Consider the following 13044-nt stretch of genomic DNA (forward strand, 5'->3'; position numbering starts at 1 on the left):
CCGTGTTCAACGAATTCGGGCCGACGACGAGCGCGTGGTTCCAGTCCGCGTTCGCCGGTCCGACGGCTGCGCAGGCCGGTGCCTGGCGCGCGATCAGCGCCGGACACAACGCGCTGGTGGTCGCGCCGACCGGATCGGGCAAGACGCTCGCCGCTTTCCTGTGGTCGCTCGACCGGCTCGCCACCACGCCGCCGCCGGAGGACCCGACGCAACGCTGCCGGGTGCTCTACATCAGTCCGCTCAAGGCGCTCGCGGTGGACGTCGAGCGCAACCTGCGCACCCCGCTCACCGGCATCCGGCAGGCGGCCCACCGCCTCGGGCTCGAACCGCCGGACATCACCGTCGGCATGCGCACCGGCGACACCCCGGCCGACGAGCGCCGCGCCTTCGTCAAGCACCCGCCGGACATCCTGATCACCACTCCCGAGTCGCTGTTCCTGTTGCTCACCTCGTCGGCACGGGAGTCGCTGGCCAGCGTGGAGACGGTGATCGTCGACGAGGTGCACGCGGTCTGCGGCACGAAGCGCGGCGCGCACCTGGCGCTGTCGCTGGAGCGGCTGGACGCGCTGCTGCCCCGGCCCGCCCAGCGCATCGGGCTGTCCGCGACGGTCCGGCCGGTCGACGAGACAGCGCGGTTCCTCGGCGGTGCGGCGCCGGTGGACATCGTCGCGCCACGCTCGGCGAAGACCATCGAGGTCACCGTGCAGGTGCCGGTCGAGGACATGACCAACCTGGCCGGCGGCCCTCGCTCGCCCAACGACCCGGCTCCCGATGGCGACCGGCCCCGCGCCTCAATCTGGCCGGCCGTCGAGGAGCGGGTGCTCGACCTGATCCAGGCGCACCGCTCGACCATCGTCTTCGTCAACGCCCGGCGCGCCGCCGAGCGGCTGTGCGCGCGCCTCAACGAGCTGGCGCTGGAGCGCGCGGGGGTCGAGGTCGAGCCGACCGGCTCGCGGATGCCGTCCGAGATCATCGCCCAGTCCGGAGTGGGGCTCGGGGTGGGCCCGGCCGGCGAGCAACTCCGGGCGGACCCGACCGGCTTGGGCCCGGCCACCGCTGGTTCGGCCTCCGCTGGTTCGGTCGCCGTGAGTTCGGCCGGGTCCGACGGCAGCGCGCGGGTGGTGGCCCGGGCGCACCACGGCTCGATGTCGAAGGAGGAGCGCAAGCACATCGAGGAGTTGCTGAAATCCGGCCGCCTGCCCGCGGTCGTCGCCACCAGCAGCCTCGAACTGGGCATCGACATGGGCGCGGTGGACCTGGTCGTGCAGGTCGAGGCGCCGCCGAGCGTGGCCGCCGGGCTGCAGCGCATCGGCCGGGCGGGGCACCAGGTGGGCGCCGTGTCGCGGGGCGTGGTGTTCCCCAAGCACCGCGGCGACCTGGTGTCCTGCGCGGTCGTCGCCGAGCGGATGTCCGAGGGCGCGATCGAGGAGCTGCGGTACCCACGCAATCCCCTCGACGTGCTCGCCCAGCAGGTCGTCGCGATGGTCGCGATGGACCCGTGGCACGTAGCCGACCTCGCCGCGCTGATCCGGCGCAGCGCGCCGTTCGCCGAGCTGCCCGCCTCGGCGCTGGAGGCGACGCTGGACATGCTGGCCGGCCGGTACCCGTCGACCGCCTTCGCCGAGCTACGCCCGCGGCTGGTCTGGGACCGGCACACCGACCTGCTCACGGGCCGCCCCGGGGCACAGCGGCTCGCGGTGACCAGCGGAGGCACCATCCCGGACCGGGGACTGTTCGGCGTGTTCCTGGTCGGCGCCGAGCGGGCCGCCAGGGTCGGCGAGCTCGACGAGGAGATGGTGTACGAGTCCCGGGTCGGGGACGTCTTCCTGCTCGGCTCGACCTCCTGGCGGATCGAGGAGATCACCCCCGATCGGGTGCTGGTCTCCCCCGCGCCGGGCGCGCCGGCCCGGATGCCGTTCTGGAAGGGCGACACGCTCGGCCGACCGGTGGAGCTGGGCCGGGCCATCGGCGCCCGGCTGCGCGGTCTGGTCAAGGCCGCCCCGGACGACGCCCGGTCGTCGCTGGCCGAGGCCGGGCTGGACGAGTGGGCGGTGGACAACCTGCTGTCCTATGTGACCGAGCAGCGGGAGGCGACCCGTTCGCTGCCCGATGACCGCACGGTGGTCGTGGAGCGGTTCCGGGACGAGCTGGGCGACTGGCGCCTGACCGTCCACTGTGTACTCGGAGCGCGGGTCAACTCGCCCTGGGGGCTGGCGATCGGCCGCCGGCTGACCGAGCGGTACGGGTTCGACGCACAGGTGCTGCCGTCGGACGATGGCATCGTGATCCGGCTGCCCGACATCGCGGACGAGCCGCCCGGCGCCGACCTGGTCGCGTTCGATCCGGAGGAGATGGCCTCGATCGTCGAGGAGACCGTGGGCACCTCCGCGCTGTTCGCCGCCAGGTTCCGGGAGTGCGCGGCCCGGGCGCTGCTGTTGCCCCGCCGCGACCCGCGCCGGCGCAGCCCGCTGTGGCAGCAGCGGCAGCGTTCGGCTCAGCTGCTCGACGTGGCCCGCGAGTACGCCGACTTCCCGATCACGCTGGAGGCGGCCCGCGAGTGCCTGCAGGACGTGTTCGACGTTCCGGGCCTGGTCGGCCTGATGCGCGACCTCGCCGCGCGGAAGGTCCGGATCGTCGAGGTGGAGACGTCCAGCCCGTCGCCGTTCGCGCGGTCGCTGCTGTTCGGCTATGTCGGCGCCTTCGTCTACGAGGGCGACGCGCCGCTGGCCGAGCGGCGGGCCGCGGCGCTGGCCCTGGACTCCACCCTGCTGGGCGAGCTACTCGGCCGGGTCGACCTGCGCGAACTGCTGGACCCGGCGGTGGTCGCCGAGACCGAGCGCCGGCTGCAGTGGCTGACGGAGGACCGCCGGCCACGCGATGCGGAGGACGCCGCCGAAATCCTGCGCCTACTCGGGGATCTGTCCACAGTGGAGGCCCAGGAACGGGGCGTGGAGCCGGCCTGGCTGGAGGAGCTGGAACGGGCCCGCCGGGCCATCCGGGTCCGGATCGCCGGGCAGGAACGCTGGCTGGCGGTCGAGGACGCGGGACGGGTCCGCGACGCGCTGGGGGTGGCCCTGCCGGTCGGGCTCGCCGCCGCGTTCGTCGAGGCCGGCCCGGACCCGCTCGGCGACCTCGTCGCCCGGTACGCGCGCACCCGCGGCCCGTTCGCGGCGGCGACCTGTGCGGCGCGGTTCGGGCTCGGCGTGTTCGTGGTCGAGCAGGCGCTGCGCCGGCTCGCGGCGACCGGGCGCGTCGCGTCCGGCGAGTTCACCCCGAGCGGGGCGGGCAGCGAGTGGTGCGACACGCAGGTCCTGCGCATGCTGCGCCGCCGGTCGCTGGCCGCGCTACGCAAGGAGATCGAGCCGGTACCGCCGGCCGCGCTGGCCCGCTTCCTGCCGGCCTGGCAGCACGTCGGCTCCTCGGCCCGGGGCGTGGAGGCAACGGCCGCCGCCATCGAGGGACTGCAGGGCCTCGCGCTGCCCGCCTCGGCCCTGGAACGGCTGGTGCTGCCGGCCCGGGTCGCCGACTACTCGCCGGCCCACCTCGACGAGCTGTGCGCTTCCGGCGAGGTGGTCTGGGCAGGCACGGGCGCGATCGCCGGCGGAGACGGCTGGATCAGCCTGGCCTTCGCCGACGCCGCGCCGCTGCTGCTGCCCGAGCCGGCACCGAGCTTCACGCCGACCCCGCTGCACGACGCCATCCTGGCCGCCCTCGACGGCGGGGGCGCCCTGTTCTTCCGGGCGCTGGCCGACCGGGTGGCGGCGAGCGGGGCCGGGCAGCCCTCCGGCCCGGCCACCGGCGCCGGTGCGGTTGGCGCGGCCGGCGACGGGGCGGTGGCCGATGGCGGCGCGGCGCCGACCGATGCCGAGTTGCTGGCCGCGCTCTGGGATCTGGTCTGGGCCGGGCTGGTGTCCGGCGACACCCTGGCTCCGCTGCGCGCCGCGCTGTCCGGCTCGGGGGCGCACCGGGGCCGGCCGGCCGCGGGCCGCAGCCGGTACCGGCGGCCGGGCCGGCCCGGCGGGCCACTGAGCGGCGGCTCACGGGCCGGCGGGTCACTGGCCGTGGCACGGTCCGGGCCGCCCACCGCCGCGGGGCGGTGGTACAGGCTGCCCGGGCGTGATCCCGACCCAACCCGGCGCGTCGCGGCGCTCGGCGACGCGCTGCTTGAGCGGCACGGCGTGGTGACTCGGGGCGCCGTGATGGCCGAGGGCGTCGAGGGCGGGTTCGCCCGGGTGTACCCGGTACTCGCCGCGCTGGAGGAGCGCGGGGCGGTGCGCCGCGGGTACTTCGTGGAGGGCCTGGGCGCGGCGCAGTTCGCCGTGCCGGGCGCGGTCGACCGGCTGCGCTCGCCGACCGAGGGCAACCGGTGCACCGTGCTGGCCGCCACCGACCCGGCCAACCCGTACGGTGCCGCGCTGCCCTGGCCCGAGCGCGTGGTGGACGCCGGCGATCCCGAGCCGACCGGGCACCGGCCCGGGCGCAAGGCGGGCGCGCTGACCGTGCTCGTCGGCGGAGAGCTGGTGCTCTACGTCGAGCGGGGCGGACGGACGCTGCTGTCCTACAGCGACGAGCAGGAGACGCTGGCGCTCGCCGCCAAGGCGTTGGCCGACGCCGTACACGGCGGGGCGCTGGGGCAGATGTCGGTGGAGCGCGCGGACGGCGCACCGGTACACGCGACCCCGCTGCGGGAGGCGCTGGCCGGCGCGGGCTTCCGGGCCACGCCCCGGGGCCTGAGGCTGCGCGGCTGACCCGGGCCGCCCGCCGGCGGTCGGGCAATCGGCCGGCGGAAGCAGACCCTGCGGAAACAGAGGTCGGCCGCGGGGGCAATGGTCGATCCGGGGCGGGCGCGGGTCCGCCCCGGACCCGATCTGGTTCATCGGGTCCGGGGCGGAGCCCCTGCTCTTGAGTTGTCGGGTTACCCCATCTGCCGGGCCGAGGTTCAGCCGAAGCAGTTGGGCACCGTGGTGGTGCCGCCGGCGCAGTTGCCCGGCCGGTTCCCCACGATGACCGACGCGGGGTCCACCGTGATGGGGCTGTTCTGGGCGAAGAGCCCGCCCGGCCCCGCGGTCGAGCTGTTGTTCTCGATGTGGGTCGAGAACAGGGCAACGGTGCCGCCGGACACGGAAGCGAGGCCACCCTGCGCGTCCCTACCGATCGCGTTGTTGTCGCTAATCTCGCCACGCCGCAGGACCACGTCGGACCCCGAGTTGAACAGCCCGCTGCCGTCGCCCAGGCTGGTGTTACCAGTGATCTTGCTGTCCTCGACCGTCGTGGCCGAGCCGCCGGAGACGAAGACGCCGCCGCCGTTGCCGCCGGTGTAGTTGCCGCTCACCGTGCTGTTGCCCCGCAGGGACAGGATGCCCTGGCTGAAGATGCCACCGCCGTTGGACGCGGCGTTGTTGTCGCTGATGGTGCTGTGGTTGACGGTCGTGGTACCCGCCAGGTTGTTCAGGAACACCGCGCCACCCTGCTGGGAGGCGTGGTTGTGGCTCAGCGTGCTGTCGATGAGCTCGAGCCCACCGTTGCTGAAGACCGCCCCACCCCGCGCCCCGGTGTTGCCGCTGAGCGTGGAGTCGTCGACGCCGAGGAATCCGTTGTTGCGGGCCCCTCCTCCGTCGCCGGCGGCGGTGTTGCCGGTGACCACGCTGTCGGCGAGCACGACAACGCCGGCGTTGTCGATGCCGCCGCCCCCGCCCGCGACCGACTGGTTGCCCCGTACCGTGATGTGGCTCAGGTTGGCGTTGCCGCCCGCCTGAACTCGGATCCCGGCACCACCGGCGGACGCAGAACTGTCCAGACCGCCGGAGACGGTCAGGTTCTGCAGCGTCAGGCTGCCGCCGTTACCCACATCGAAGATGCGGAACGCGGTGGCGCTGGCCGCTCGCACGATGGTGGCGTTGTTACCGACGATCGTGACCGGCTGCACGATGGTCGGCAGTCCGTCCCCAACCTGGGCGGCCGGCGGAGCCGATACCGCAGTCAGGGTGTAGGTGCAGTTGTTGGCGAGCGACAGGGTGCCGCCGCCACCGGTGTTGGTCGACACCAGCGCCGAGATCAACGCGTCCGCGTTACAGTCCACCGACGTGGTCGGGCCCGTGGTGGTGCCACCGGGCGCGGTACCACCAGGCGCGGTACCACCAGGCGCGGTACCACCAGGCGCGGTACCACCAGGCGCGGTACCACCAGGCGCGGTACCACCAGGCGCGGTACCACCAGGCGCGGTACCACCAGGCGCGGTACCACCAGGCGCCGAACCACCGCGCTGACCCGAACCACCGCGCTGACCCTGACCACCCCGGGCCGGACCGGCATCGGGGCCGGGGTCGGGGCGGGCGTCCGGAGCCGCATCGGGCCGGGAGCCCTGGGCCTGCGCGGCATCCGGCGCGCTACCGTCCGGCCCCCCGCTGCTCGATGGGCCCGGTGCCGGGTCGTCCGCCGCCCCGTCGTCGCCGCCGGTGACCGGCTGCGGATCGTTGTAGACCGGATTGGCGATCGCCGGCGACGGCTGCGTCACCGGCTGCATGTTGGGCGTGCCGGGGGCGCCGAAGGCCACCCCGGTCATTCCCGCGATTAGACCCCCGGCAAGGACCCCGGCCAGCGGCCACCTGGCCCTTCGCGTTCGTTGTGCCGCCGGAGGGGCGGCGTCCGGCAGTCGAGTTCCTTCCTCGGCCATAGATGCTGCCTGCCCTTCTTTCAGTTCAGACGCGGCCACATCATCGCTATACAGGCGACGCTGCAGCCACAAAACGGGCGTTTGTCCTAGTCGCCACCATAGAATCGCTTTCACCTCAATAGGTGCCTAAACGAGCAATCTACACATAAGAGTGGAAAACATCTCAAGACGGCCAGCCCGCGCGGTGGATGGGGTCGGATAGTGTCCGCACATGGCCGCAGAAGTACAGATGTCCGAGGTCCACGACCATCCGGAGTCCCACCCTCAGCCAGCGCCGGAAGCGGACACGCCACCCCACCCGGAGCCCGCCGACGACCTGGTGACCACTCGGCACACTTTGCGGATCGGTGGCGCCGAGCGGGCGTACACGACCACGGCCGGCCGGATAGTGGTGCGCCAGGAGGTGCACAAGGACGACGTCTTCAACGGCCACAGGGCCAAGGCCGAGGTGTTCCTGACCTCATACACGCTCGACGGGGTCGAGCCGGGGCAGCGGCCGGTGACGTTCGCCTTCAACGGCGGGCCCGGCTCCGCCAGCGTCTGGCTGCACATCGGTCTGCTCGGGCCGCGCCGCGTGGTGATGGGCGACGCCGGTGCCCTGCTGCCGCCGCCGTACGGCGTGACCGACAACGCCGAGACCCTGCTCGCCCACTCCGATCTGGTCTTCATCGACCCGGTCTCGACCGGGTATTCGCGGGCCGCGCAGGGCGAGAAGCCCAAGGACTACCACGGCTACACCGGGGACATCGAGTCGGTCGGCGAGGTGATCCGGCTGTGGACCTCACGCAACAACCGCTGGCTGTCGCCCAAGTACCTGTGCGGCGAGTCCTACGGAACCCTGCGCGCGGCGGCCCTGTGCCGTCACCTCCAGGAGCGCTTCGGCATGAACCTCAACGGCCTGATGCTCATCTCCTCGGTGCTGGACCTCGGCACCCTCGAATTCAGCCCGGACCAGGACGTCTCGTACCCGCTCTACCTGCCCACCTACGCGGCCATCGCGCACTACCACGGGCTGCACGGCGAGCGCCCGCTGGCGGACGTGCTCGCCGAGGCCGAACGGTTCGCCGGCCGCGAGTACCCGTGGGCCCTGGCCCGGGGCTCCCGGCTGGCGCCGCAGGAGCGGGCCGAGGTCCTGACCACCCTGGCGCGGCTGACCGGCCTCGACGCGGGCTACCTCGACCGGGTCAACCTGAGGGTCGAGCACGTCAGGTTCTTCACCGAACTGCTCCGCTCCCGCCAGCGCACCGTCGGCCGCCTGGACGGCCGGTTCCTCGGCTGGGACGCCGACTACGGCCAGGAGCGCTTCACCGCCGACCCGTCCTACGACGCGATAGTGGGGCCATACACCGCCGCGATCAACCACTACCTCCGGGCCGAGCTGGGTTACGCCAACGACCTGCCGTACGAGGTGCTCACCAACCGGGTGGAGCCCTGGTCGTACAAGGAGTTCGAGGGTAAGCCCGTCACGGTGGCCGACAAGCTCGCCGCCGCCATGCGGGCCAACCCGCACCTGCGCGTGTACGTCGCCTGCGGGTACCACGACGGCGCCACGGCCTATCACGCCACCGAGCACACCATCTCGCACCTGGCCATCCCCGACCAGCTGCGCGCGAACATCGAGCTGCGCTACTTCGAGGCGGGCCACATGATGTACGTGCACGAGCCGAGCCGGCTGGCCCTGTCCCGGCAGCTGGCCGCGTTCGTGAGCGGGGCGGCGAGCGAGGATTCCTGACCCGGGCGGCCGCCGGCACTAATCTTCCAGGCATGCCTCGGTACGACTGGATGACGCTGACCACCGACTACGGGCTCACCGACGGATTCGTGGCCGCGCTGCACGGGGTGGCGGCCAGGCGCTGTCCCTGGCTGCGGGTCATCGACGTCACCCACCAGATCCCGGCGGGCGACGTGGCCCGGGGCTCGGCCGTACTGGCCCAGACGGTGGCGTACCTGCCGGCGGCCGTGCACGTGGCGGTGGTCGACCCGGGCGTGGGTACCGCCCGCCGGGCCATCGCCGTCCAGGCGCGCGACGGGATCCTGGTCGGCCCGGACAACGGCCTGCTGCCGGCGGCCGCCGACGCGCTGGGCGGGGTGCGGCTGGCGGTGTGGCTGGACGATCCGGGCTGGTTCCTGCCGGAGGTCTCCCGCACCTTCCACGGCCGGGACGTGTTCGTGCCGGTGGCCACGCGGCTGGCCGGCGGGGCGCCGATCGAGTCCGCGGGTACCCGGCTCGACCCGGCCGCCCTGGTGCGGCTGCCCGACCCGGTGGTCAGCGTCGGCGACGGGTACCTGGAGGCCGAGGTGCTCACGGTGGACGGCTTCGGCAACGTCCAGCTGGCCGCCGCCGGGGCGGCCCTGGACGGCCTGGGCGAGCGGCTGACCGCGGGGGGCCAGCACGCGGCCAGGGGCGGCACGTTCGGCGATGCGCCGCCCGGCGAGCTGGTGGTCTTTGTGGACTCGGCCGGCCTGGTGGCGCTGGCCATCAATGGGGGACGGGCCGCGGACGTGCTGACCGTCTCCCCCGGCGACGTGCTGCGGGTCGCCACCCGCTAGTGCGCCACCCGTGCGTCAGCGTGCCACCCGTGCGTCAGGGCGCCACCGGGTCGGCCGCCTGGCCGGGCTCGACCGCGGACTCGAGGCTCAGCGACTTCGGCTCGAAGCCGTGCCGGCGGTAGAAGGCGATGGCGCGCTCGTTGGCCGCGTATGCGGTCACCGACATCCGGCGGGCCCCCTGGCTCGCCGCCCACCGCGCGAACGTCAGCACCAGTCCGGTGCCCACGCCCTTGTCGCGCGCGTCGGGCTCGACGAACACGTTCTCCAGCTCGGCCACCTTGATCGGCCGGGTCGGGTACGGCCCGTTCACCCGCGCGACCAGGTACCCGATCGTCCGCCCGTCCTCGACGGCGATCCAGCACGCCGCGCCATGGGTGGTGAGCACGGCCCGGTAGTAGCGGTGCCCCTCCCGGGCGGGCCAGCCCACGTCGAGGTAGGCGTCACGCAGCCCGCCATCCTCGGCGAACAGGCCGCTGGACAGCGCGACGACCGCGGGAATGTCGTCGAACGACGCCAGGCGAATCTCCATCCGAACGACGGTACGCGGCGCGGGCCCCACCCGAGCGCCATCCCGCTAACGGCACGCGATGGCCCGCCAACGCCACGCGACGGCCCGCCAGCAGGAGGCGACGCCCCGCCGCCAGCGGCGCCCAACACACCGCAGCCGGACGTGCGGAACCAGCCGGACGTGCGGAACCAGCCGGACATGCGGAACCAGCCGGACGTGCGGAACCAGCCGGCACGCCGAGGCCGACGCCGACGCGGACGGCCGTGGTCAGGCCGATCCGGTCAGCAGCAGTGCGCCCAGGGCGCCGGCCATCCCGACCACCGCAAGGCAGGCCCCCGTGCGACTCAGCCGGCCCAGCGACACCGCCACCCCCTGCGAGCGGCAGCGCTCGTACCAGATCAGGGTGGCCAGCGACGCCCACGGCGTGATGATGGGGCCGAGGTTGGTACCGACGAGCAGCGCCAGCAACTGGTCGTGGTTGGGTACCGGCACCACGGCCTCCCCCGCCAAGTACGCCGGCAGATTGTTAAGCAGGTTGGACAGCCCGGCGCCCACGCCCGCCGCCCGGAACAGCCCGACCGCTCCGCCGTCGGGACCGATCAGCGTCCGCAGCAGTGAGTCCAGCCCGTGCCGTCCGATCGTCTGGATGACCAGGAACAGCCCGGTGACGAACACCAGCAGCCGCAGCGGGATCAGGCCCCAGCGCAGGTTCGCCCGGTCGGCGACGAGGAACCCCACCACCGCGATGCCGGCCGCGACGGCGCTGGCCACCTCCAGCGGCACCGCCAGCAGGATGCCCACGATGAACAGCAGGCACGCCCCGCAGCAGACCAGGAACAGCCCGGACCGGTGGGGCCGACGCGGCAGCGGCGGGGTGTACCGGTCGGCACCCCGCGCGCCACGACGCCAGTAGAAGACCCAGAGGAACAGCATCGTGGCCAGGATCGCGGCCAGTTGGGGCAGCAACATCCGGTGCGCGAACACCACCGGCGCCAACCCGACCCGCTGGGCCGCCAGGACGTTGGTGAGGTTGGACACGGGCAGCAGGAGGCTGGCGGTGTTGGCCAGCCAGACCGTGGTCATTGCCAGCGGCAGCGGGCTGCCGCCGATCCTCGTCGCCAGCGCGAGCATGACCGGGGTCAGCAGCACCGCCGTGGTGTCCAGGTTGAGGGTGATGGTGGTGAACGAGGCGAGCACGACGCAGAGCAGGAACAGCAGCGGGTAGCTGCCCCGGGCCAGGCGCGCGATCCAGGCCGCGATCACGTCGAACACCTCGGCCGCTGCGGTCAGCTCGGCGAGCGGGATCACCGTGGCCAGGAACAGCAGGATGGGCAGGATGCGCCGCAGGGTGGCGTCGGTCTCAGACAGCGGCAGCAGGCCGCTGGCCACACACCCGGCACCGGCGACAAACAGGACGATCGCGACCCAATCCAGCGGGTGCAGCCCACGCAGCCGGTACGCCAGACCGGCCGGGCCCGGCATCGATGGCGGATTCTCCGGCTTGATCATTGGGCGGCATCCTAACCCGGGGGTCCGGCCGGACGTCGAACGACGCTCGGCCCGTACCGAGCCGGCCCGGACCGAGCCGGCCCGTCCCGCCGGTACGCGATGGTCGGCCTCGACCGACCTGGCCATACGGCAGGATGGTGGCATGCCGGAGGGGGACACGGTCTGGAACACCGCGCGCGTGCTTCACCGCGCGCTGGCGGGCTGCCGGCTGACCGCCTCGGACTTCCGGGTACCACGGCTGGCCACCGTCGACCTGACCGGCGCCACGGTGCTGGAGTCGGTCAGCCGCGGCAAGCACCTGCTGCTGCGCCTGCTCGAACCGGACGGCGAGGGCCGGGTGAGCCTGCACTCACACCTGCGGATGGACGGTGCCTGGCGGGTGTACGAGGCGGGTGCCCGGTGGGCATCGCATCCGGCACACCTGATCCGGGTGGTACTGCGCACCCACGACCACGTGGCGGTCGGACACCACCTGCACGACCTGGCCCTCGTCCCGACCGGGCAGGAGGAGACCCTGGTCGGGCACCTGGGGCCCGACCTGCTCGGCCCGGACTGGGACGAGGACGAGGCGGTGCGCCGACTCGCCGCCCACCCGGACACCAGCATCGCCGAGGCGCTGCTGGACCAGTCCAACCTGGCCGGCATCGGCAACCTGTACAAGTCCGAGGTGCTGTACCTGCGGGGCGTCTGGCCGTGGACCCCGGTGCGGAAGGTTGCCAACCTCGGTGCCGTCGTCGGGCTCGCCAAGAAGCTGCTGCACGCGAACCAGGGCCGGTGGACTCAGAGCACCACCGGATCGCTGCGTAGGGGCCAGACGACCTACGTCTACAACCGCCGCACCCAGCCGTGCCGGCGCTGCGGAACCCTCATCGAAGAGGCCGAGCAGGGCGAGCGGATCACCTTCTGGTGCCCGGTCTGCCAGCCCGCGCCCGCCTGACCCGGCCGCCGCCCGTGGCCCGCGGCCGATGGCGCGTACCGGGGTGGGCCGGCCGCGTGCCAGAAGCGGCGGGCGGTGCGGCTCAGCCGAGGGTACGCAGCTCGGACAGGCCGGCCGCGACCCCGCGCAGCAGGTCGGTGGCCTCCCGCATGCGGCCGACCGCGGTGCCGTCCGTCGACAGCCGGCCGTTGGCCGCCACGTACCCCGCGGCCGCCCCGACCAGCTTCTCGTAGGCGTCCACGCCCTCGGTGAAGTGCCTGAGCAGGTCGGCGTGCGCGCGCTCCAGTTCGGCGTCGTCCGACGTCACGGTCAGCGCCCGCTCCACGGCCGCGGTGCGCTCCCCGAGGTCGCGCAGGGTGTGCTCGGCGGACCTCGCCTCCAGTGCCACCGGCTGCGCCGTTCCGTCCAGCCGCGGGGCGAGCCCGGCGAAGGTGTGCGCGGCCCGGTCGAGGCGCGTCCACGCCGGCAGCACCGAGGATCCGTGCAGCCGTGCTCGCGTCCGGACGCGCTGAAGCTCGGCGACCGCGCTGCGCCCGGCCGGCAGCCGGGACACCAGCGCCTCGACCCGGGACCAGCTCCGCTCGCCGGGCCGGATCGGATCCGGCGGCTCGGGGGCCGGCTGGGCGGTCAGCTCACGCAGGTCGCTCCACCGCCACCAGGTCAGCGCGGCCGAGCCACCGAACAGTGCGGCCCAGACCGCGTCAGGCCAGCCGACGCCGTGGTACGGCACCAGGATCGCGGTCGCTCCGGCGAACGATCCGGCCACCACACTCCACCGGCGGGCGGAGCGGCGCAGCCGGCGGAGCTGCCGGAAATACCGTGCCCGTTGGTCAGCCATCGCCACTCCCCCCGTTACGGTGCCAGGGC

General features: G+C 73.6%; 8 protein-coding genes. 4 read left to right on the forward strand and 4 right to left on the reverse strand.

Features of this window, described 5'->3' with window-relative positions; genetic code table 11:
- Window positions 1–2: 2 nt before the first annotated feature.
- Window positions 3–4748, forward strand: a complete 4746-nt coding sequence (locus ABEA87_RS08535) for an ATP-dependent helicase (protein WP_345627678.1) — start codon at window positions 3–5, stop codon at window positions 4746–4748.
- Window positions 4749–4939: 191 nt separating this feature from the next.
- Here the strand turns inward: ABEA87_RS08535 and ABEA87_RS08540 are convergent, their stop codons facing one another.
- A complete protein-coding gene (locus tag ABEA87_RS08540) occupies window positions 4940–6562 on the reverse strand; it encodes a right-handed parallel beta-helix repeat-containing protein (protein WP_345627679.1) in 1623 nt (540 codons plus the stop codon).
- A 322-nt stretch (window positions 6563–6884) separates the two neighbouring features.
- Here ABEA87_RS08540 and ABEA87_RS08545 point away from each other — a divergent pair, with 322 nt between their 5' ends.
- On the forward strand, window positions 6885–8405 hold the full coding sequence (locus tag ABEA87_RS08545) for a S10 family peptidase (protein WP_345627681.1): 1521 nt from the start codon (window positions 6885–6887) through the stop codon (window positions 8403–8405).
- 32 nt (window positions 8406–8437) lie between these two features.
- Window positions 8438–9223 carry an SAM hydrolase/SAM-dependent halogenase family protein gene (locus tag ABEA87_RS08550; RefSeq protein ID WP_345627683.1) on the forward strand — a complete coding sequence of 262 codons (786 nt, stop codon included), beginning with the start codon at window positions 8438–8440 and terminating at the stop codon, window positions 9221–9223.
- 34 nt (window positions 9224–9257) lie between these two features.
- Here the strand turns inward: ABEA87_RS08550 and ABEA87_RS08555 are convergent, their stop codons facing one another.
- Together ABEA87_RS08555 and ABEA87_RS08560 are read right to left on the reverse strand one after the other, a co-directional pair.
- On the reverse strand, window positions 9258–9752 hold the full coding sequence (locus ABEA87_RS08555) for a GNAT family N-acetyltransferase (protein ID WP_345627685.1): 495 nt from the start codon (window positions 9750–9752) through the stop codon (window positions 9258–9260).
- 246 nt (window positions 9753–9998) lie between these two features.
- Window positions 9999–11240 carry an ArsB/NhaD family transporter gene (locus tag ABEA87_RS08560; protein WP_345627687.1) on the reverse strand — a complete coding sequence of 414 codons (1242 nt, stop codon included), beginning with the start codon at window positions 11238–11240 and terminating at the stop codon, window positions 9999–10001.
- Between the two features lie 142 nt (window positions 11241–11382).
- On the opposite strand from ABEA87_RS08560, the gene ABEA87_RS08565 reads away from it, so the two are divergent.
- On the forward strand, window positions 11383–12177 hold the full coding sequence (locus ABEA87_RS08565; RefSeq protein ID WP_345627689.1) for a DNA-formamidopyrimidine glycosylase family protein: 795 nt from the start codon (window positions 11383–11385) through the stop codon (window positions 12175–12177).
- 82 nt (window positions 12178–12259) lie between these two features.
- Here the strand turns inward: ABEA87_RS08565 and pspM are convergent, their stop codons facing one another.
- A complete protein-coding gene (gene pspM / locus ABEA87_RS08570; protein WP_345627691.1) occupies window positions 12260–13015 on the reverse strand; it encodes a phage shock envelope stress response protein PspM in 756 nt (251 codons plus the stop codon).
- Window positions 13016–13044: the final 29 nt, after the last annotated feature.

Source organism: Rugosimonospora acidiphila, from assembly GCF_039543385.1.
GTDB lineage: Bacteria > Actinomycetota > Actinomycetes > Mycobacteriales > Micromonosporaceae > Rugosimonospora > Rugosimonospora acidiphila.